This is a genomic window from Pseudomonas sp. PDM09 (assembly GCF_014852305.1).
Taxonomy (GTDB): domain Bacteria; phylum Pseudomonadota; class Gammaproteobacteria; order Pseudomonadales; family Pseudomonadaceae; genus Aquipseudomonas.
In genome coordinates, this window is the sequence record NZ_JACVBI010000002.1 from 613,113 (window position 1) to 633,659 (window position 20,547).

A 20,547-nucleotide genomic window follows, 5' to 3' on the forward strand; every position below is an offset into this window, starting at 1 on the left:
ATTCGGGTGTGGCAACAACACGCAGCGCTCACGTCAGGGAAAGGGCTCGGGCTTTGCCTGCGTCACGGGCAGGTTCGCCGCTTGCCAGGCATCCAGTCCGTCGCGGTACCAATACAGTGTTTTATAGCCCATGGACGCGGCGCGTTTTACCGCGTTCCAGCTCAACCAGCAATCGGAGCGGCAGTAAAAGACCAACGGTCGCGTCAGGTCGCCCGCCGTCAATTGCTGCAGGTGGCGCGCGAAATAATCCTGCCACGGGGGCGTCAGGTCACCGTCACCGGTATTGGCCAGCCAATGGCTGCCGGGCAGGTTTTCATGGGCCTCATCTTCGATGAAACGGCCTTGCAGCCATTGCCTTCGGTAGACATCGATCAGCAGCGGATGGGGCGTCTGCGTGAGCAGGTTTTGCAGGGCAGGCGTGTCGATGATACTCGCGCCCTGAAGCTGAGTCGGGGTTGGGCTGCGGTATAGACCGATGCGATAACCGTCGGCAGAAAACAGCGCTGTTTCAGCCTGCGCGACGCCCAGCAACAGGCTCAGCGACAGCGCGGCGAGAGAAGGGCACAGCAGAACACGTCGTGCACGCGGCATGGGGTTCAGTCCTTATAGTTATGAACCCATTACATGCCAGTAGCGGTGCATTGTGAATGCGACGATAGACAGGTAAACCAGTACTAAAGTAGTAATTTGCCCTGTTTTAATTGATCGTTCCCACGCTCCGCGTGGGAATGCCTCACCGGACGCTCTGCGTCCGCTCTTGGGACGCAGAGCGTCCCTGGCTGCATTCCCACGCGGAGCGTGGGAACGATCGGGTCGGAGCTGTCAGTTGGTTTTGCGCAGGGCCGCATGCTGCGGGTTGAAGGTGAGTACCGCCAGCAGGGCGAACACCAGCGTCAGCCCCGTACATACCGCCAGCGCCACCAGGTTGAAGCGTTCATACAGCGCAAACCGCACCAGCTCCACTGCATGGGTGAACGGGTTCAAGGCGCACAGCCAATACAACCACTCGCTGGACTCGCGCATTTTCCATAGCGGATACAGCGCCGACGACAGGAAAAACAGCGGGAAGATCACGAAGTTCATCACCCCGGCAAAGTTCTCCAACTGGCGGATGGCGTTGGACAGCAACAGGCCCAGCGCGCTGAGCATCAACGCCACCAGCAGCAATGCCGGCAAGGCCAGCAACAAACCCATGGCCGGCGGTTGCACACCGTACAGCCAGGCAATCGCCAGAAAGGCATACACCTGCAACAGTGAAATCAGCGACGTCGCCAGCAATTTGCTGCACAGCAGGAAGGTCCGGGGCAGGGGGCTGGTCAGCAGCACGCGCATGCTGCCCATCTCCCGGTCGTAGACCATCGACAGCGAACCTTGCATGCCGTTGAACAACAGGATCATGCAGGCCAGGCCCGGGATGATGTAAACCTCATAGGGGATGTAGGTGTCGTAGGGCTCGATGATGGCGATGCCGAGTGCCGCGCGAAAACCGGCAGCGAACACCAGCAGCCACAGCAACGGCCGCACCAGCGCGCTGAGAAACCGCGTGCGCTGCAACACAAAGCGCAGCCATTCGCGCAGCACGATACCGCTGAAACATTGCCAGTAGGCGTTCATCCGACGATTGCTCCTGAAGGGGGCGGGGTGGTCAGGTGAGCGAAGGCCGAACCCAGGTCGCCACCGTGTTCCAGGCTCAACGCGTCGGCCTGTCCGCTGGCCACCAACCGCCCTTGATGCAGGATCAGCAAGTCGTCGCTGGGCTGCACTTCATCCAGCAAATGAGTGGTCCAGAGCACGCTGATGGTGTGCTCGCGGCACAGGCTGCGGATGTGTTGGTTGAGCGCCAGGCGACTGGCCGGATCGAGGCCGACGCTGGCCTCGTCGAGCAGCAACAGGCTTGGCTCGTGCAACAACGCACGGGCGATTTCCACCCGGCGGCGATGGCCGCCATTGAGCTCGCGTACCCGTTCGCGACGGCGCTCGGTCAGGGCCTGGCGTGCCAGTTCGGCGTCGACTCGCAGGTTGGTCTGGCGCCGGGACAGGCCATGCAGCGCGGCGTGATAACGCAGGTTTTGCTCAACACTGAGGTCCAGATCCAAAGTGCTTTGCTGAAACACCACACCCAATTGCTTGAGCGCCGGACGTGCCGAGGTGCGCAAGGAGCAGCCGCCGACCCGAATATCACCGCGCTGCACATCATAAAGGCGGGTGAGCAGCGCAATCAGCGTCGACTTGCCCGCGCCGTTCGGTCCCAACAGCGCCGCAAAACGCCCCGCTGCCAGATTGAAACTCACCTGACGCAAGGCCTCGCGCGCGCCGTAAGCGAAACTCAGGTCGCTGACTTCAAGGGCGTTCATGGTGTCACCACCACGCCCCACGGATAGCGCCCGACTTTCACCGATTTAGTGACCTTGAGGCTGTCGACATCGATCACCGATACGTCGCCGCTGACGCCATTGGTGGCCAGTAATTGCCGTTGATCCGGGGTAAACGACATCTGCCAGACCCGTCGGCCCACCAACAGGTAATCAACAATCTCGAAGGTCTTGGCGTCGATCACCGCCACATGGTTGGCCGGGCCGAGGGCGACGAAACCGTACTTGCCGTCGGCGCTGAGTTTGATCCCCACCGGTTGGACTTTGTCCGGGTGCACGCCTTTGATCTGGAAGGTCAGCGTCTTGAGGACCTTGCGGCTGGCGACGTCGAGAATCGTCACGGTGCCGCCGATTTCCGCCGAGGCCCACAGCTGCGAGCCATCGGGATTGAATTCGACGAAACGCGGCCGCTGATCGACCAGGGTATTGTCGGCGAGGGTCTGGGTGCTGGTGTCGATCCAGTGCAGCATGTTGGTGGTTTCACTGGTGTTCACCGCCCACTTGCCGTCGGGGCTGACGGCCATGCCTTCGGGCTCGACGCCGACGTTGATCTGCCCGAGCACTTTGGAAGTTTCGGTGTCAATCACCGTCACCAGCGCGTCGTCCTCGTTGGAGACGTACAGCCAGCGATTGTTGGGGTGCAGGGCGAATTGCTCGGGGTCTTTGCCGGAGGGCAGTTCCTTGATGATCTTGCGCGTGGCGATGTCCATTACCTGGACCCGGTCCGAATCGCTGGCGCAGATGTACAGCAGCGTGTTGTCGTGGGACAGCAACAGGCCGCGCGGGCGCTGGCCGACGGGCAGGGTATCGGTGACTTGCAGGGTCTGCATATCGATCAGGCTCAGGCTGTTGTCCTTTTCGTTGGAGACCCAGGCGGTGCTGGCAGCGACGTGCCCGGCGGTGAGAAGCAGGGCGCAGGAAAGTAGGGCACAGGAAAGCAGGGTGCGGCGCATGGCAGATTCCTTATTGTTGTTGTCATGAAAAAAGGATCAGAGAAAGCGGCAGCTGACCTCGGCTTTGTCGTAACCCAGGCTGTCCATTTCGTTGACAGGGTGCAGGAAGCCGTCTTGCGGCGAAGTGCTGACCAGCGCCCGGGGTTGCACGATGGGGATCGGCTGGCGCAACTGACCGTTCCACGGCCGATAACTGAGCTTGCGACCCTTGAAGCCGTCCAGCGGCAATTGATCGCTGATCTCAAGCGTACGAATCGCCATGGCATCGGCCTGACGCAGTTTACCCACCGCACTGGCGATGCTGCGTACGGCAATCCACGCGGCGAAATCCCGGTCGTTCATCCAGCGCCCGGCCAGGGCTTCGAAGCGTTTCTGCAACTGCGCGGCGCCGTAGGTTTCCACGGTTTTGTGCCAGCCCACCGGGGTCAGGCCCTGGGTGCCGGCGACCGGCCGTGGATACCAGGTCTGGTAGGGCACGTACTCGCCGAAGTCGCCGCGTTCATCGGCCACCAGCACCACGTCGTACTCGGCGGTCTGGGTGAACAGCGGCATGTCGGCCTGAGCGCTGCGGCGCTGGTCGTTATCGAAGCTCCAGGCTTTCTCCGCCACCAGTTGCAGGCCGAAGCGTTTGGCCGCCCGACGCAGGGCGGCGGCATAGGCTTGATCGTCCGCGGTCGGGCCGACGATCAACAGCGCCCGCTGCCATTTGCGCAGCACCAGAAATTGCGCCAGCGCATCGGCCAGCATCGCCCGGCTTGGCAGGCTGTGTAGCACGTTCGGCAGGCAGTCGGTGCTGCGCAGGCTGTCATCCGCGCTGCCGGCGTTGAACAGCAAGCTGTCGGGTAGCACGGCGCTGAGACGGCGCAGGGTCTGCGCCGGTGCATTCACCACAAACAGGCGCAGGCCTTGTTCGTATTGGGCTTTGGCCGCTTCGATCAGCGCATCCGGATTGTCGACGCTGGCGCTGACCAGGCTGTAGCTGTGGTTGAGAAAGCGCCCGGTACTGTTGCTGTCGGTGATCGCCAGTTCGGCGCCGCGCAGGCCGGCATCGGTCGGTTCGGGAATGACGTTCGACAGCAACGGCCCGGGGTCGGGGCGATAACCGAGGTAGCCGATCTGCACTTGCAGCGGTGCCTGCGCCGCCTGAACCTGGGTCGCCACCCCGGCGGCGCAGGCAATCGCCAGCAAGTAGATCAAGGCATAAGGGGCGAGCTGGCGCATAAAGGCACTCCATCACAGGTAGCGTCAGCATAGGAACCCTGGACGGGCGGGGAAATATGCAGAAAGTACCGATGGGCCAGTACCAAGGTAGTAACTCACCCCGGGCGGCGCGGTTTTAGCATGGATTGCAACGGCCATCACTCAAGGGGGGAGATTGACCATGCGAATTCTCAAAGCACTGCTCCTGCCGTTTTTGCTGATCCTGACCCTGATCGGCATCGACAAGCTGCACGGCGCCCGCCCCGTATTGGTTGGGCCTGCGCCACAAGCCCTACTACCAAGGGAGTAGGCCGCGGCCACCAAAGCAGCATGGGGTTGGCGCAAAGCCGTTCCTAAGATGGGTGCCATAGCCTCTTCAAAGAGGTTTTGCGTGCAATCTTGAGGGCAGAACAATGACAACAAAACGCAGCGCCTTGCTCGTTGCCGGACTGCTGGCCGGTTTCATCAATGCAGGTTCCGTCTGGGCCCACGGCAACGTGGTACCCCAAGCCGTCGAAACCCAGGGACTGACCCCGATCAAGGATGCCGGTGTGCAGGTCGATGCCGATGGTTGGGCGGCGGCGAACCCTTACCGTTCCTCCCCGGAACGCGAAAAAGCCGTGCAAATCGGCTCTTCGGCCTACAACCAGAACTGCGCGGCCTGTCATGGCCTGGAAGCCAAGTCCGGCGGTATCGCTCCCGACTTGCGCATGCTCGACGTCGGCGAGGCCGGTGATGAATGGTTCGTCGAACGTGTGCGCCATGGCGCCGTGCGTGACGGCCGGGTGTACATGCCGAAGATGGCCGACTACCTGAGTCAGGAAGCCCTGTGGGCGGTACGCACCTACCTGGACAGCGTGCACGTCGAGGAGTGACCCATGCGTTTGCTCGCGGTGTTGATCAGCGCTGTGTGGCTATGTTGCCAGGCAGCGCAGGCGCAGGTCCGTACCTATGACGAAATGATCGCCGCCGCCGAGCTGAAAGTCGCGGTGTACAAGGACTTCGCGCCCTACAGCTTTGAAGACGCTGGTCAGGCTCGCGGGGTCGATGTTGAACTCGCCCAGGCGCTGGCCAAGGCCATGGGGGTACGCCTGAAACTGATTTGGGCACCCGCCGGAGAAAAGCTCGACGACGACCTGCGCGATTACATCTGGCGGGCCAGCCAGTTGCACAATCAGCAACTGGCCGACCTGATGATGCGCGTGCCCTACGATCGCGATTACGCACAGAAACGCAATGAACTGGGTGAACTGGAAAACGGCCATGTGGTGATGTTCGGGCCGTACCAGACCGAACAATGGCAAGTCGCTTACGACCGTCGTCGGCTGGATTCAGTCGCCAGCGTCGCGGTGTTCCAGCAACACCCGATCGGTGTTGAAGTCGACAGCGTGCCGTCGTTTTACCTGACCTCGGTGTTCAACGGCATGCTCGCCGCCAAGACCCACCATTACCCAGGCGTACCCCAGGCGTTTGCCGCGATGAAGGCCGGTGAAGTCGACGCGGTGATGGCCATGCGCGGCGAGATCGACTGGCAAGTCCATCAGGCCGCCGACCCACAAGTGGCGTTGGCGGAAAACGCCTACCCGAACATGGGTAAACAGCTTTGGGAGATCGGCATGGCGGTGCATGAAAGCAATCGGCAACTGGCCTACGCCGTGGAAGAGGCGCTGGAAGCGTTGATTCGTGAGGGCTCGGTGAAAGCCATTTATGCCCGTTACGGCCTGCGGTATGACGTGCCCGAGATGTATCAATAGTGAACTGGCGAGCGAGTTGTCTGTTGGCCTGCTGGTTACCCTTGGCCGCGAACGCGGCGGACGTCGAGCCGGGTAACGACCCGGTGCCGTCGGTGATGTGGGGGTTCTATCACAAACAGATGCTCGGCGATGCACCGTTCGTGTTCGATGAGCGGGTCAAGTTGCTCGCGCCGCCATTTGCCGAAGACGCCCGACAAGTGCCGCTGGAAATCGACGCCCGGGCGTTCAAGGGCGAAGTGGTGCGCATCCTCGCCTGGGCCGAACTCAATCCGCTGCCGAAAATCGTCGACTTCGAACCCTTGACCGGTGTGCTGCCATGGCTGTCGATCCGCATCCGCGTTGAACAAGCCACGCCGTTGCGTGCGGCGGTACTGACCCGCGACGGGCTGTGGCATGTCGGCTCGACCCTGATCGATGCGGCAGGCGGCGGTTGCACTGCGCCAAGCGTGGTGCGCACGCAACCGGGTTGGGAAGAACACATCGGCGAAGTGCTGGGTGGCCGTTATCCCCGGGGCGAATTCAGTCGCGTGCGTTTGCAGGTGGCGCATCCGATGGACAACGGCATGGTCAGCGGCATCCCGGAGTTTTTCATCAACCTGGCCGAGCTGCGCGATCAAAACGATCAATTGCTGGCGCGTCTGCAGTTGTTCCCGGCGGTCAGCGAAAACCCCAATCTGGCCTTCGACATCGAAGGAGCAGGGCAGACGCGTCTGGTGCTGCGCGACAACAGCGGCAATCAATTCGATGCGGCCATTCCCTGACCCAAGGAGCGAGTGATGCGCTGGATGCTGCTGTTGTTCATCAGTCTGAGCCTGCCGGCCCTGGCCGATCCCGATTACACACTCAAGCCCCGGCAGATCGCCGAAGACACCTGGCTGCTGGAAGGCAGCACCGACAACTTCGCCAAGAGCAATGGCGGCAACATCGTCAACACCGCGTTCATCGTCACGGAAAAAGGTGTGGTGGTCATCGACACCGGGCCGTCGAAACGCTATGGCGAAGCCCTGCGCAAAGCGATTGCGGCGACTACCGATAAACCGGTGATTCAGGTGCTGCTGACCCATCACCATCCTGATCATGTGTTGGGCAGTCAGGCTTTCACTGACGTGCCGATTGGTGCCTTGGCCGGTACCACCGAACTGTTGCGACAGCAGGGTGATGCCATGGCTGAAAACATGTATCGGCTGGTGGGTGACTGGATGCGCGGCACCGAAGTGGTGTTGCCGACGCAGGTGCTGACGCCTGGCATGCACAGTTTTGGGAACCACGATTTGCGCCTACTGAGTCTGGGTGGGCACACCGGCGCGGATCTGGCTATTCTCGACCAGAAAACCGGCGTGTTGTTTGCCGGGGATCTGGTGTTTTATCAACGTGCCCTGACCACGCCCAACAGCCCGGGGCTGTCGGTGTGGCTGGCCGACATCGCGACCCTGCAGGGTTTGCCGTGGACACTGATCGTCCCCGGCCATGGGCCGGTGGCCACGGATACAAAACCGTTCGAACAGATGCACGATTACCTGACCTGGCTGGACCAGCTGATGCGCGACGGCGCGGCCAATGGCAGCGACATGGCCGAAATGATCCGCAGCCCCATCCCCGAACGTTTCGCCGGGATCAGCCTGAGTCGCTATGAACTGATCCGCAGCGTCAGCCATTTGTACCCGCGTTACGAACGGGGACAGATGAGGCGGGTGGATTCCGGCCAGCACTGATGTTGCCTGACACACCGCCTTCGCGAGCAAGCCCGCTCCCACATTTGAGCGGTGTGAACGCAGATGTTGTGTACGAAAATCCGCTGTGGGAGCGGTGTGAACGCAGATGTTGTGTACACCGAAGATCCACTGTGGGAGCGGGCTTGCTCGCGAAGAGGCATTCACATTCAGTAATGATGTTGCCTGGCACACCGCCTTCGCGAGCAAGCCCGCTCCCACATTTGAGCGGTTTGAACGCAGATGTTGTGTACGAAAATCCGCTGTGGGAGCGGTGTGAACGCAGATGTTGTGTACACCGAAGATCCACTGTGGGAGCGGGCTTGCTCGCGAAGAGGCATTCACATTCAGTAATGATGTTGCCTGGCACACTGCCTTCGCGAGCAAGCCCGCTCCCGCAGGGACCGAAGTCGATCACAAAATCCGCGACCGACCCGGTACTAAGGAACTAGCAATCTCCGCACTGCGGGTAATTGTTGCAAGGACGGCGGCGTTCAAGAATCTGCACCAGACCGGGAAAATTTCCCGGGTATAACAAAAACCGCAGAGGCAGCCGTCATGACCCAACCCGCACGTCGCCAACCCTTCGTTTTGAGCATGCTGCTCAGTGCCATGCTGTTGTCTGGCCAGGCATTGGCCGCAGTCTCCGATCAAGACATCCTCCAGGACCCGAAGAACCCGGAGCAGGTCGTCACCAACGGCTTGGGCGTCCAGGGTCAGCGCTACAGCCCGCTGGACACCCTCAATGTCGATAACGTGAAGGACCTGCGACCGGTCTGGGCCTTTTCGTTCGGCGGGGAAAAACAGCGCGGTCAGCAGGCGCAGCCGATGATCAAGGACGGCGTGATGTACATGACCGGCTCCTACTCGCGGGTATTCGCGGTGGATGCGCGCACCGGCCGCAAGCTCTGGCAATACGACGCGCGCCTGCCCGATGACATCCGGCCGTGCTGCGACGTGATCAACCGTGGCGTTGCGCTGTATGGCGACCTGGTGATTTTCGGCACCCTCGACGCCAAGCTCGTGGCCCTGAACAAGGACACCGGCAAGGTCGTCTGGAGCAAGAAAGTTGCCGACCACAAGGAAGGCTATTCCATCAGCGCCGCGCCATTGGTAATCAACGGCAAACTGATCACCGGTGTGGCCGGTGGCGAGTTCGGGGTGGTGGGCAAAATCGAAGCCTATGATCCGAAAAACGGCGACCTGCTGTGGACTCGTCCCACCGTCGAAGGCCACATGGGCTATGTCTACAAGGACGGCAAGGCTGTGGAGAACGGCATCTCCGGCGGCGAAGCGGGCAAAACCTGGCCCGGCGATCTATGGAAAACCGGCGGCGCGGCCCCTTGGCTGGGCGGCTACTACGACCCGGAAACCAACCTGTTGCTGTTCGGCACCGGCAACCCGGCGCCGTGGAACTCGCACCTGCGTCCTGGCGACAACCTTTACTCGTCCTCGCGCCTGGCGTTGAACCCGGATGACGGCACGATCAAGTGGCACTTCCAGAGCACACCCCACGACGGTTGGGACTATGACGGCGTGAACGAACTGGTGTCGTTCAACTACAGCGAAGGCGGCAAAGAAATCAAAGCCGCAGCCACCGCGGACCGTAACGGTTTCTTCTATGTGCTCGATCGCACCAACGGCAAATTCATCCGTGGCTTCCCGTTCGTGGACAAGATCACCTGGGCCAGCGGCCTGGATAAAAACGGTCGGCCAATCTACAACGACGCCAGCCGTCCGGGTGCGCCGGGCTCCGAGGCCAAAGGCAGTTCGGTGTTTGTCGCGCCAGCGTTCCTGGGGGCGAAAAACTGGATGCCGATGGCCTACAACCGCGACACCGGCCTGTTCTATGTGCCGTCCAACGAATGGGGCATGGACATCTGGAACGAAGGCATCGCCTACAAGAAAGGCGCGGCGTTCCTCGGTGCCGGTTTCACCATCAAACCGCTGAATGAAGACTACATCGGCGTGCTGCGCGCCATCGACCCGAAAACCGGCAAGGAAGTCTGGCGCCACAAGAACTTCGCGCCGCTGTGGGGCGGGGTGCTGACCACCAAGGGCAACCTGGTGTTCACCGGTACGCCGGAAGGTTTCCTGCAGGCATTCAATGCCAAGACTGGCGAGAAAGTCTGGGAATTCCAGACCGGTTCCGGCGTGCTCGGCTCGCCCATCACCTGGGAAATGGACGGTGAACAATACGTCTCCGTGCTCTCCGGCTGGGGCGGCGCGGTACCGCTGTGGGGCGGCGAAGTGGCCAAGCGCGTCAAGGACTTCAACCAGGGCGGCATGCTCTGGACGTTCAAGCTGCCTAAAGACCTGGTAGCCAAACACTGATCGCTGCAACTGATCGTTCCCACGCTCTGCGTGGGAATGCAGCCCGGGACGCTCTGCGTCCCAAAAGCCGAACGCGGAGCGTCCGTTGAGGCATTCCCACGCGGAGCGTGGGAACGATCACCTACTACCAAATAACGAGAATCCCCCTGCCAACGGCGCATTCGTCTGGCAGGCGGGGCTCTCTACTATCGGTTCATCGCCTGTTGGCTCGACAGGCATCGACCCAGACAGAGGCCCACCATGATCTACGCACAACCCGGAACAGCCGGCGCTATCGTTTCCTTCAAACCGCGCTACGGCAATTTCATCGGCGGCGAATTCGTCGCTCCAATCAACGGCGAGTACTTCACCAACACCTCACCGGTCACCGGTGAAGTGATTGCCGAGTTCCCGCGCTCCAGCGCCGCCGACATCGAAAAAGCCCTCGACGCTGCCCATGCCGCCGCCGATGCCTGGGGCAAAACCTCGGCGCAGGATCGCTCGCTGGTGCTGCTGAAAATCGCCGACCGCATCGAGCAGAACCTGGAAATCCTCGCCGTCACCGAAACCTGGGACAACGGCAAGGCCGTGCGCGAAACCCTCAACGCCGACGTACCTTTGGCCGCCGACCACTTCCGGTACTTCGCCGGTTGCATCCGCGCTCAGGAAGGCGGCGCCGCCGAGATCAACGAACTGACCACCGCCTATCACTTCCACGAACCGCTGGGCGTGGTCGGGCAGATCATCCCGTGGAACTTCCCGCTGCTGATGGCCGCCTGGAAACTCGCCCCGGCCCTGGCGGCCGGCAACTGCATCGTGCTCAAACCCGCCGAACAAACGCCGCTGTCGATCATGGTGTTCGCCGAGCTGATCACCGACTTGCTGCCGGCGGGCGTGCTGAACATCGTCCAGGGCTTCGGTCGCGAAGCCGGTGAGGCGCTGGCCACCAGCAAGCGCATCGCCAAAATCGCCTTCACCGGTTCCACCCCGGTGGGCGCGCACATCATGCATTGCGCCGCCGAGAACATCATTCCAAGCACCGTCGAGCTGGGCGGCAAGTCGCCGAACATTTTCTTCGAAGACATCATGAACGCCGAGCCGCAGTTCATCGAGAAAGCCGCCGAAGGTCTGGTGCTGGCGTTCTTCAATCAGGGCGAAGTCTGCACCTGTCCTTCCCGGGCGCTGGTGCAGGAATCGATCTACGAGCCGTTCATGGCCGAGGTGATGAAGAAGATCGTCAAGATCAAGCGCGGCAACCCGCTGGACACCGAAACCATGGTCGGCGCCCAGGCGTCCGAGCAGCAATACGACAAGATCCTCTCGTACCTGAAAATCGCCCAGGAGGAGGGTGCCGAACTGCTCACCGGCGGCGCGGCCGAGCGTCTTGAGGGCGACTTGTCGAGCGGCTATTACATCCAGCCGACCCTGCTTAAGGGCCACAATAAAATGCGTGTGTTCCAGGAAGAAATCTTCGGCCCGGTGGTGGGTATCACCACCTTCAAGGACGAAGCCGAAGCCCTGGCGATTGCCAACGACAGTGAGTTCGGCCTCGGTGCCGGCCTGTGGACCCGCGACATCAACCGCGCCTACCGCATGGGCCGGGCGATCAAGGCCGGGCGCGTCTGGACCAACTGCTACCACCTGTACCCGGCCCACGCCGCGTTCGGTGGCTACAAAAAATCCGGTGTCGGCCGTGAGAACCACAAGATGATGCTCGACCATTACCAGCAGACCAAAAACCTGCTGGTGAGCTACGACATCAATCCGATGGGGTTCTTCTAACCCGCAAAAACACCACAACCCCAATGTGGGAGCGGGCTTGCTCGCGAAGGCGGCTTGATATTCAACAATTATGTTGACTGACAATCCGCTTTCGCGAGCAAGCCCGCTCCCACATGGGTTCTCCGTGTACTTGAGACCGCGCGACACCCCCTACCAACGCACGCCGCCAACTCCTTCGAAAGTAGCATTCGGTCATCTCATCCCCCGTGCATTAATGGTCTTACCGGAATTGACCGGCACAAGAAGAGGATTGACCCATGTGGAATAAACCCGCGTTTACCGATCTGCGTATTGGCTTCGAAGTGACGATGTATTTCGCCAACCGTTGATTGATCGCCCGGTCAGCCGTCGCGTTGGCCGGGCCTGCCTTCTGGAGCCATCCCATGCACATCCGCGTTCTCGGTTCCGCCGCCGGCGGTGGTTTTCCGCAATGGAACTGCAACTGCCGTCAATGCGCCGCGATGCGCAACGGCAACCTGCGCGCGCAACGTCGCACGCAGTCGTCCATTGCCCTGAGCGACGACGGAGTGGAGTGGGTGCTCTGCAATGCTTCACCGGACACTCGCGCGCAACTCGAAAGCTTTCCGGCGATGCAACCGGCCCGACGCTTGCGCGACACGGCGATTGCCGGTGTCGTCCTGCTGGATAGTCAGATCGACCATTGCACCGGCTTGTTGAGCCTGCGCGAAGGCTGCCCGCATTCGGTCTGGTGCACCGAGCGGGTTCACGAAGACCTCAGCAGCGGCTTTCCCTTATTCACCATGCTCAAACACTGGAACGGTGGCTTGCAGTGGCAACCCATCGGACTGGATCGCGAGCCGTTCAGCATCGCGGCCTGCCCACAGCTGCAATTTCGCGCGATTGCGTTGGTCAGCAACGCACCGCCGTACTCGCCCAACCGTGGCAACCCGCAACCGGGGGACACCATCGGCCTGTTCATTGAAGACCTGCGCAGCGGCGCATCGGTTTTCTATGCGCCGGGGCTGGGGCAAGTTGATGCCGAGGTGTTGAGCTGGATGCAGCGTGCCGACTGCCTGCTGCTGGACGGCACGCTGTGGCGCGACGATGAAATGCGTGTGTGCGAAGTCGGCCAGAGCCTGGGCAGCGAAATGGGCCACCTGCCACAAAGCGGCCCCGGCGGCATGCTCGACTTGCTGGAGGGCTTTAGCCGTCAGCGCAAGGTGCTGATCCACATCAACAACACCAACCCGATCCTCGATGAAGACTCGGCCGAGCGGGCGTTGCTGGAACGGCGCGGGATTGAAGTGGCCTATGACGGCATGAGTATTGAGCTGTAGCGGATGGCCTCTTCGCGGGCAAGCCTCGCTCCTTCAGGGGTTTGTGTACACCGCAGAACCCTTGTAGGAGCGAGGCTTGCCCGCGAAGGCGCCAGACCAGACACCGCGAAATCCGGAGAACCGCAATGACCGACACCCCCATGACCCCCGCCGAATTCGAAGCAGCCCTGCGCGCCAAGGGTGCCTATTACCACATCCACCACCCATTCCACCAAGCCATGTACGCCGGGCGTGCCACCCGCGAGCAGATCCAGGGCTGGGTCGCCAATCGCTTCTATTACCAGGTGAACATCCCGCTCAAGGATGCCGCCATCCTCGCCAATTGCCCGGACCGCGACGTGCGTCGGGAATGGCTGCAACGGATCCTCGACCACGACGGCGTCCCCGGCAGTGAAGGCGGCATCGAAGCGTGGCTACGATTGGGCGAAGCCGTGGGGCTGGATCGCGAACAAATCCTTTCGCAAGAGCTGGTGCTGCCGGGCGTGCGTTTCGCCGTGGACGCCTACGTCAATTTCGCCCGTCGCGCGTGTTGGCAAGAAGCGGCCAGCAGCTCGCTGACCGAACTGTTCGCGCCACAGATCCACCAGTCCCGGCTCGACGCCTGGCCCACCCATTACCCATGGATCGACCCGGCCGGCTACGACTATTTCCGTACACGTCTGAGCCAGGCCCGGCGCGATGTCGAGCATGGTTTGCGCATCACCCTGGCGCATTACGTCACGGTCGAAGGCCAGCAACGCATGCTGGAGATTCTGCAGTTCAAGCTCGATGTGCTGTGGAGCATGCTCGACGCGATGAGCATGGCCTATGAGCTGGATCGCCCGCCGTATCACACCGTCACCACGGAGCGGGTCTGGCACCGGGGGATCATCTTGTGAGCCAGATCGAACAGCAACCCGGCCCACCGCTGTGGTTGCTGGCGGAGCTGACCTATCGCTGCCCGCTGCAATGCCCGTATTGCTCCAACCCGCTGGACTTCGCCCAGCAGGGCGAGGAGTTGAGCACAGAAGAATGGATTCGGGTATTCCGCGAGGCGCGGGAGATGGGCGCTGCGCAACTGGGTTTTTCCGGTGGCGAGCCGTTGGTGCGCCAAGACCTCGCCGAGCTGATCAAGGCCGCGCGGGACATGGGTTACTACACCAACCTGATCACCTCGGGTATCGGCCTGACCGAACAGAAGGTCCGCGACTTCAAAGTCGCCGGGCTGGACCACATCCAGATCAGCTTTCAGGCCGCCGACGAACAGGTCAACAATCTGCTCGCCGGTTCGCGCAAGGCCTTCGCCCAGAAACTGGCCATGGCCCGTGCGGTGAAAGCCCAGGGTTACCCGATGGTGCTGAACTTCGTCACCCATCGACACAACATCGACCAGATCGCGCAGATCATCGAACTGTGCCTGGAGCTGGAGGCGGATTTCGTCGAGTTGGCGACGTGCCAGTTCTACGGTTGGGCCGAACTCAACCGCGTCGGCCTGTTGCCGACCCGCGAACAGTTGCAGCGCGCCGAGCGCATCACCAATGAATACCGCCAGCGGCTTGAAGCCGAGGGCCACCCGTGCAAGCTGATTTTCGTCACCCCGGATTACTACGAAGAACGCCCCAAGACCTGCATGAATGGCTGGGCCAACCTGTTTCTCGACATCACCCCGGACGGCACGGCCTTGCCTTGTCATAGCGCCCGCCAGTTGCCGGTGCAGTTTCCCAACGTGCGCGAGCACAGCATCGCGCACATCTGGAACGACTCCTTCGGCTTCAACCGTTTTCGTGGCGATGACTGGATGAAAGAGCCGTGCCGTTCCTGCGATGAAAAGCACAAGGACCTCGGCGGCTGCCGCTGCCAGGCGTTCATGCTCACCGGTGATGCGAGTAACGCGGATCCGGTGTGCAGCAAGTCGCCGCACCACGACGTTATTCTCAAGGCCCGGGACGAAGCCGACGCGCCGGGGCAGGGCATGGAGCACCTGACGTTGCGCAATGAAAAGGCTTCGCGGCTGATTTATCGTGGATGAATCGTGGGCTGATACAAATCCCCTGTGGGAGCGGGCTTGCTCGCGAAAGCGGCATTACATTCAACACATCTATTGACTGACACACCGCTTTCGCGAGCAAGCCCGCTCCCACAGTTGATCTCCAATGGATACAAGTCTGAGTACATCCCAGCTCGCTATCCATTGGTCTGATTGCATTCGCAGCCGGATGCTTTAGTGTGGTCCTTACCTTTCAAAACAATAAAAACAGGCTTTCCAATGAGCCAGAATCTCAGCCAGCTGCGTAAATTCGTTTCGCCTGAAATCATCTTCGGTGCCGGCTGTCGGCACAACGTCGGTAACTACGCCAAGACCTTCGGCGCCCGCAAAGTGCTGGTGGTCAGCGACCCCGGTGTGATTGCCGCCGGTTGGGTCGCCGATGTCGAGGCCAGCCTGCAAGCCTTGGGCATTGATTTCTTTTTGTATAGCGACGTTTCGCCCAACCCGCGGATCGAAGAGGTCATGCTCGGTGCCGAGCTGTACCGGGAGAATCACTGCGATGTGATCGTGGCGATCGGCGGCGGCAGCCCGATGGATTGCGGCAAGGGCATCGGCATTGTCGTCGCCCACGGGCGCAACATCCTCGAGTTCGAGGGCGTGGACATGTTGCGCATGCCCAGCCCGCCGCTGATCCTGATCCCGACCACTGCCGGCACGTCGGCCGACGTGTCGCAGTTCGTGATCATCTCCAATCAGCAAGAACGCATGAAGTTCTCCATCGTCAGCAAAGCCGCGGTGCCGGACGTGTCGCTGATCGATCCGGAAACCACCCTGAGCATGGATCCGTTCCTGTCGGCCTGTACCGGCATCGACGCGTTGGTCCATGCCATCGAAGCCTTTGTCTCCACCGGTCACGGGCCGCTCACCGACCCTCATGCGCTGGAAGCGATGCGGCTGATCAACGGCAATCTGGTGCAAATGATCGCCAACCCCAGCGACATCGCCCTGCGCGAGAAAATCATGCTCGGCAGCATGCAAGCCGGGCTCGCGTTCTCCAACGCGATTCTTGGCGCGGTGCACGCCATGTCCCACAGCCTGGGCGGCTTCCTCGATCTACCCCATGGCCTGTGCAATGCGGTGTTGGTGGAACACGTGGTGGCGTTCAACTACAGCTCGGCGCCGGAGCGCTTCAAGGTGATCGCCGAGACCTTCGGTATTGATTGCCGTGGCCTCAATCACCGGCAGATTTGCGGACGGCTGGTCGAACACCTGATCGCGCTCAAACATGCCATCGGCTTCCACGAAACCCTGGGCCTGCACGGGGTGAGTACCGCAGACATTCCGTTCCTGTCGCAACACGCCATGCACGACCCGTGCATCCTGACCAACCCGCGCGAATCCAGTCAGCGCGACGTCGAGGTCGTCTATGGCGAAGCCCTCTGACGAGCAACAACGGGCGCTGGCCGGGTTACTCGGCTTAGGCAACCACTCGGCGCGCAAGAGTCATTACCCGGAACTGGCCGCGCGCCTGGATGAACTGGAAACCGAACGCAACCGCTACAAATGGCTGTTCGAAAACGCGGTACACGGGATCTTCCAGGCCAGCCTGCTGGAGGGCATGCGCGCCGCCAACCCGGCGCTGGCGCGGATGCTCGGCTATCAGAACCCGCAGGAGGTGCTGTTTTCCCTGACGGACCTGGCGGGCACGTTGTTCGTTGGCGGGGCGCAAGAACTGGAAAGCATCGGCGAAATCCTCCAGCGCGAGCGCAGCCTGCTGGGCTATGAAACTCAGTTGCGGCGCAAGGACGGCAGCGTCCTCGACGTGTTGATGAATCTGCTGCTCAAACCGGATCAGGAAGGTTTGGTGGAGGGCTTTGTCGCCGATATCACCGAACGAAAACTCGCTCAGCAGCGCCTGCAACAACTCAATGACGAACTGGAGCAGCGGGTCACCGCGCGCACCAACGAGTTGATGGACGCCGCCGAAGCCTTGCGCGATGCCCGTGATGCCGCTGAAGCCGCGAATCGCAGCAAGGACAAATACCTCGCCGCCGCCAGTCACGACTTGCTGCAACCGCTCAACGCCGCGCGTTTGCTGATCTCGACCTTGCGCGAGCGCAAACTGCCCGACGTCGAACAGGTGCTGGTGGAGCGCACGCATCAGGCGCTGGAAGGGGCGGAAGATTTGCTCACCGATCTGCTGGATATTTCCCGGCTCGATCAGGCCGCGGTGAAGCCGGATATTGCCCTGTACCGCCTCGACGAATTGCTCGCGCCACTGGTCTCGGAGTTTCAGTCGGTGGCCGCGGCAGCCGGGTTGAACCTGCGGGTGCACATGGGCGATTACGCCATTCATACCGACTTGCGCCTGATGACCCGAATCCTGCGTAACTTCCTCAGTAATGCCTGCCGCTACACCGACGAGGGCTGCATTCTGCTGGGGGCAAGACGCCGGGGCGATGCGCTGCGTATCGAAGTCTGGGACACCGGGCGCGGAATCCCGGCGGATCGTCTTGACTCGATCTTCCTCGAGTTCAACCAACTGGACGTCGGGCGCGCCGCCGATCGCAAGGGCGTGGGCCTGGGACTGGCGATTGTCGAACGCATCGCCAAGATCCTCGACTACAGGATTGAGGTGCATTCGCGGCCGGGGCGCGGTTCGATGTTCAGCATCGAAGTGCCGATCTCCCATGAGATTCCATTGCCGATCAGTCAGGCCGCGCCGCAACCCAGTACCGGTAACCCGTTGCCGGGCCGGCGGCTGTTGGTGTTGGACAACGAAGTCAGCATCCTTGAAAGCATGAGCGCGCTGCTCGGACAGTGGGGCTGCGAGGTGGTCATCGCCACCGACGAGGCCACGGCACTGATGGCTTTGCAGGGACAGGCGCCGGAATTGATTCTGGCGGACTATCACCTGGATCACGGGGTGGTGGGCTGTGAAGTGGTCCGGCATTTGCGCGAGCATTTCAGCCAGGCGATTCCAGCGGTGATCATCACCGCCGACCGCACCGACCAGTGTCGGCGCTCACTGCAGCGACTCGACGCACCGCTGCTGAACAAACCGGTGAAACCCGGCAAGTTGCGCGCGGTGCTGACTCAACTATTGGCGTAGCGGTAGCGGCAACCACAGCGACAGCGCTGGAATGTAGGTCACGGCCATCAGCCGCCGACTCGGTGGCGGTGAAGATACCCGAGAGAATCCCGCCGAGAATGATGACCATCCCTGTCTTGTTGTTTTTATTCAAGGCACAGCGATGCAGCAGAAGGGTTAAAGCCATTCGTTGAACACCGGTTCCGGCAAGCCTTTGACGCCGGGGGTGAGGGCGAACACGCCGCCGGCCAGCGACTGTTCGTCATGGTCGTCAGCGGGGCGGATCGAGGTCACAAACAGGGTATCGAGCTGGCTGCCACCGAAGGCGCACATGGTCGGTTTCTTTACCGGCACGGGGAGCGAACGATCCAGTCGGCCATCGGGGGTGAAACGGTGAATCAGCCCGGCGTCGTTGGCGCAGATCCAGTAGCACCCTTCGGCATCCACTGCCGCGCCATCGGGGCGACCAAGGAAGTGATGCATGTCGACGAACAGCCGACGGTTGGATGGCGTGCCGTTGTCGATGTCGTAATCGAAGGCCCAGATCTGCTGCACGTCGGGGTGCGAATCCGAGAGGTACATGGTCTTGCCGTCCGGGCTGAAACCCAGGCCATTGGGTACGATGAAACCGCTGAGCCGGGCGTCGAGCGGCCCGGGTTGTCCGGCGCTGTAGCGATAGAGCGTGCCGTCGGCGGCGTTGGCGCCCATGTTCAGCACCATGCTGCCGGCCCAGAAACGGCCCTGACGATCACAGCGGCCATCGTTCAGGCGCATGTCGGGGCGGGCGTGATCGACGTGGGCCAGCAGTTCGCTGTCGAGGTGGCCATCGTTGTGTGGGTGCAGGTGAAAGAATCCGCTTTCCATGCCGGCGACCCAGCCACCCGCGCTGTGACGAGCGATGCAGGCGAGCATTTGCGGGGCTTTCCAGGCGTGAACGTGCCCGCTGTCGGCATTCCAGCGCTGTAATCCACCGGTCGGAATATCGACCCAGTACAGGGCGTTTTCCTCGGGGACCCACACCGGGCTTTCACCGACCGCATTGCGGGCATCGACAATCAATTCGGCTTGCATGGCAACGCATTCCCTTGGCTTTGTTATGTGGGGATTGGCGAGGGCTCAGTCGCCGAACGGACCAACCGCGACAAAGGCACCACCCTGATAAACCCGGGCCGGATCATCCTCGGCGGGCATTGGTTGGGCTTCGACTTTTTCGCGGAAGACTTCAGACGTGTCCTGTGGCGCATAACCCAGGTGTGCGGCGAAACGGTTGTCCCACCAGACGCTCTTGTTGTCGGACATGCCGTACACCACGGTATGGCCGACATTCGGGGTGTACAACGCGCGTTCGAGCAGTTGGGTCATGTCGTCGAAGCTCAGCCAGGTGCTCATCATTCGGCGGTTCTGTGGTTCCGGGAACGAGGAGCCGATGCGGATGCTGACGGTTTCGATGCCATAGCGATCGAAGTAGAAACTGGCCATGTCTTCGCCGTAGGACTTGGACAAGCCGTAATAGCTGTCCGGGCGGCGAGGGGAGTGGGCGTCGAGGGTTTTGTCCTGCTTGTAAAAGCCGATGACGTGGTTGGAACTGGCGAAAATCACCCGCTTCACACCGTGGCGGCGGGCCGCTTCGTAGATATGGAACACGCCGCAGATGTTGGCACCGAGGATCTCTTCGAACGGACGCTCAACCGACACGCCGCCGAAGTGCAGGATCGCGTCCACGCCTTCGACCAGTTGATGCACCGCTTGCTTGTCGGCGAGGTCGCACGGCACGACTTCTTCGCGATCATCAATGGCTGGCGCCATGTCGGCGATGTCCGACAGACGGAGTACGTTGGCGTAAGGTCGCAGGCGTTCGCGCAAGACTTTGCCGAGGCCACCGGCGGCGCCGGTCAAGAGCAGGCGATTGAATGGGGATGTGGTCGTCATGTAAATCCCTGAACAGTAAATTGTCGTTATTGGGTTGTTGTAGGTTGTCGTATGACTTGGTCGAAGTATTGTTAGGCTTTCCGGTGCTTGTCAACGCGACTTTGATTGAAATTGACGGAGGGTCATGTTCATCCCCCGTGAGTGCATTTCGCGACACTCTTTTGTAGCAGCTGGCGAAGC

At 61.4% G+C, this 20,547-nt stretch carries 20 protein-coding genes; 13 read left to right on the forward strand and 7 right to left on the reverse strand.

The window, feature by feature from the left end:
- Positions 1 to 33 precede the first annotated feature (33 nt).
- The 5 genes from IB250_RS07505 to IB250_RS07525 all read right to left on the reverse strand — a co-directional run bounded on the left by IB250_RS07505 (position 34) and on the right by IB250_RS07525 (position 4,546).
- Positions 34 to 591: a PQQ-dependent catabolism-associated CXXCW motif protein gene (locus tag IB250_RS07505; RefSeq protein WP_192343610.1), complete on the reverse strand. Its 558-nt coding sequence runs from the start codon at positions 589 to 591 to the stop codon at positions 34 to 36.
- A gap of 231 nt (positions 592 to 822) precedes the next feature.
- On the reverse strand, positions 823 to 1,614 hold the full coding sequence (locus IB250_RS07510) for an ABC transporter permease (protein WP_192343611.1): 792 nt from the start codon (positions 1,612 to 1,614) through the stop codon (positions 823 to 825).
- Positions 1,611 to 2,354, reverse strand: coding sequence for an ABC transporter ATP-binding protein (locus IB250_RS07515; protein WP_192343612.1), 744 nt, complete (start codon positions 2,352 to 2,354; stop codon positions 1,611 to 1,613). Before IB250_RS07515 ends, IB250_RS07510 begins: the two co-directional genes overlap by 4 nt.
- A complete protein-coding gene (locus IB250_RS07520; RefSeq protein ID WP_192343613.1) occupies positions 2,351 to 3,325 on the reverse strand; it encodes a YVTN family beta-propeller repeat protein in 975 nt (324 codons plus the stop codon). Before IB250_RS07520 ends, IB250_RS07515 begins: the two co-directional genes overlap by 4 nt.
- A gap of 36 nt (positions 3,326 to 3,361) precedes the next feature.
- Positions 3,362 to 4,546, reverse strand: a complete 1,185-nt coding sequence (locus IB250_RS07525; protein WP_192343614.1) for an ABC transporter substrate-binding protein — start codon at positions 4,544 to 4,546, stop codon at positions 3,362 to 3,364.
- Between the two features lie 160 nt (positions 4,547 to 4,706).
- On the opposite strand from IB250_RS07525, the gene IB250_RS28810 reads away from it, so the two are divergent.
- From IB250_RS28810 to IB250_RS07585, 13 genes are all read left to right on the forward strand, one after another.
- On the forward strand, positions 4,707 to 4,835 hold the full coding sequence (locus tag IB250_RS28810; protein ID WP_256348746.1) for a hypothetical protein: 129 nt from the start codon (positions 4,707 to 4,709) through the stop codon (positions 4,833 to 4,835).
- A 103-nt stretch (positions 4,836 to 4,938) separates the two neighbouring features.
- Complete coding sequence (gene pedF / locus IB250_RS07530; RefSeq protein ID WP_192343615.1) at positions 4,939 to 5,400, forward strand: cytochrome c-550 PedF; 462 nt, start codon at positions 4,939 to 4,941, stop codon at positions 5,398 to 5,400.
- Between the two features lie 3 nt (positions 5,401 to 5,403).
- Positions 5,404 to 6,279, forward strand: coding sequence for a substrate-binding periplasmic protein (locus IB250_RS07535; protein WP_192343616.1), 876 nt, complete (start codon positions 5,404 to 5,406; stop codon positions 6,277 to 6,279).
- Positions 6,279 to 7,040 (forward strand): quinoprotein dehydrogenase-associated SoxYZ-like carrier, encoded by a 762-nt coding sequence (locus tag IB250_RS07540; protein ID WP_192343617.1) that lies wholly within the window; start codon positions 6,279 to 6,281, stop codon positions 7,038 to 7,040. Before IB250_RS07535 ends, IB250_RS07540 begins: the two co-directional genes overlap by 1 nt.
- Before the next feature lie 15 nt (positions 7,041 to 7,055).
- A complete protein-coding gene (locus tag IB250_RS07545; RefSeq protein WP_192343618.1) occupies positions 7,056 to 7,991 on the forward strand; it encodes a quinoprotein relay system zinc metallohydrolase 1 in 936 nt (311 codons plus the stop codon).
- Between the two features lie 555 nt (positions 7,992 to 8,546).
- Positions 8,547 to 10,322: a PQQ-dependent methanol/ethanol family dehydrogenase gene (locus IB250_RS07550; protein WP_192343619.1), complete on the forward strand. Its 1,776-nt coding sequence runs from the start codon at positions 8,547 to 8,549 to the stop codon at positions 10,320 to 10,322.
- A 240-nt stretch (positions 10,323 to 10,562) separates the two neighbouring features.
- Positions 10,563 to 12,083 carry an aldehyde dehydrogenase family protein gene (locus IB250_RS07555; protein ID WP_192343620.1) on the forward strand — a complete coding sequence of 507 codons (1,521 nt, stop codon included), beginning with the start codon at positions 10,563 to 10,565 and terminating at the stop codon, positions 12,081 to 12,083.
- Positions 12,084 to 12,340: 257 nt separating this feature from the next.
- A complete protein-coding gene (pqqA, locus tag IB250_RS07560; protein WP_010455123.1) occupies positions 12,341 to 12,412 on the forward strand; it encodes a pyrroloquinoline quinone precursor peptide PqqA in 72 nt (23 codons plus the stop codon).
- A 54-nt stretch (positions 12,413 to 12,466) separates the two neighbouring features.
- Positions 12,467 to 13,381, forward strand: coding sequence for a pyrroloquinoline quinone biosynthesis protein PqqB (gene pqqB, locus IB250_RS07565; protein WP_192343621.1), 915 nt, complete (start codon positions 12,467 to 12,469; stop codon positions 13,379 to 13,381).
- Positions 13,382 to 13,506: 125 nt separating this feature from the next.
- Entirely contained in the window at positions 13,507 to 14,259 is a 753-nt protein-coding gene (pqqC, locus tag IB250_RS07570; RefSeq protein ID WP_192343622.1) for a pyrroloquinoline-quinone synthase PqqC, read from the forward strand.
- Entirely contained in the window at positions 14,256 to 15,389 is a 1,134-nt protein-coding gene (gene pqqE, locus IB250_RS07575; RefSeq protein ID WP_192343623.1) for a pyrroloquinoline quinone biosynthesis protein PqqE, read from the forward strand. Before pqqC ends, pqqE begins: the two co-directional genes overlap by 4 nt.
- A 237-nt stretch (positions 15,390 to 15,626) precedes the next feature.
- Positions 15,627 to 16,790, forward strand: coding sequence for an alcohol dehydrogenase-like regulatory protein ErcA (gene ercA, locus IB250_RS07580; RefSeq protein ID WP_192343624.1), 1,164 nt, complete (start codon positions 15,627 to 15,629; stop codon positions 16,788 to 16,790).
- On the forward strand, positions 16,774 to 18,459 hold the full coding sequence (locus tag IB250_RS07585) for a NahK/ErcS family hybrid sensor histidine kinase/response regulator (RefSeq protein WP_192343625.1): 1,686 nt from the start codon (positions 16,774 to 16,776) through the stop codon (positions 18,457 to 18,459). The genes ercA and IB250_RS07585 overlap by 17 nt, the downstream gene beginning before the upstream one ends.
- Before the next feature lie 156 nt (positions 18,460 to 18,615).
- On the opposite strand, the gene IB250_RS07590 is transcribed toward IB250_RS07585, so the two are convergent.
- Both IB250_RS07590 and IB250_RS07595 read right to left on the reverse strand, forming a co-directional pair.
- Positions 18,616 to 19,509 carry an SMP-30/gluconolactonase/LRE family protein gene (locus IB250_RS07590; RefSeq protein WP_192343626.1) on the reverse strand — a complete coding sequence of 298 codons (894 nt, stop codon included), beginning with the start codon at positions 19,507 to 19,509 and terminating at the stop codon, positions 18,616 to 18,618.
- Positions 19,510 to 19,554: 45 nt separating this feature from the next.
- A complete protein-coding gene (locus IB250_RS07595) occupies positions 19,555 to 20,367 on the reverse strand; it encodes an NAD-dependent epimerase/dehydratase family protein (protein ID WP_192343627.1) in 813 nt (270 codons plus the stop codon).
- Positions 20,368 to 20,547: the final 180 nt, after the last annotated feature.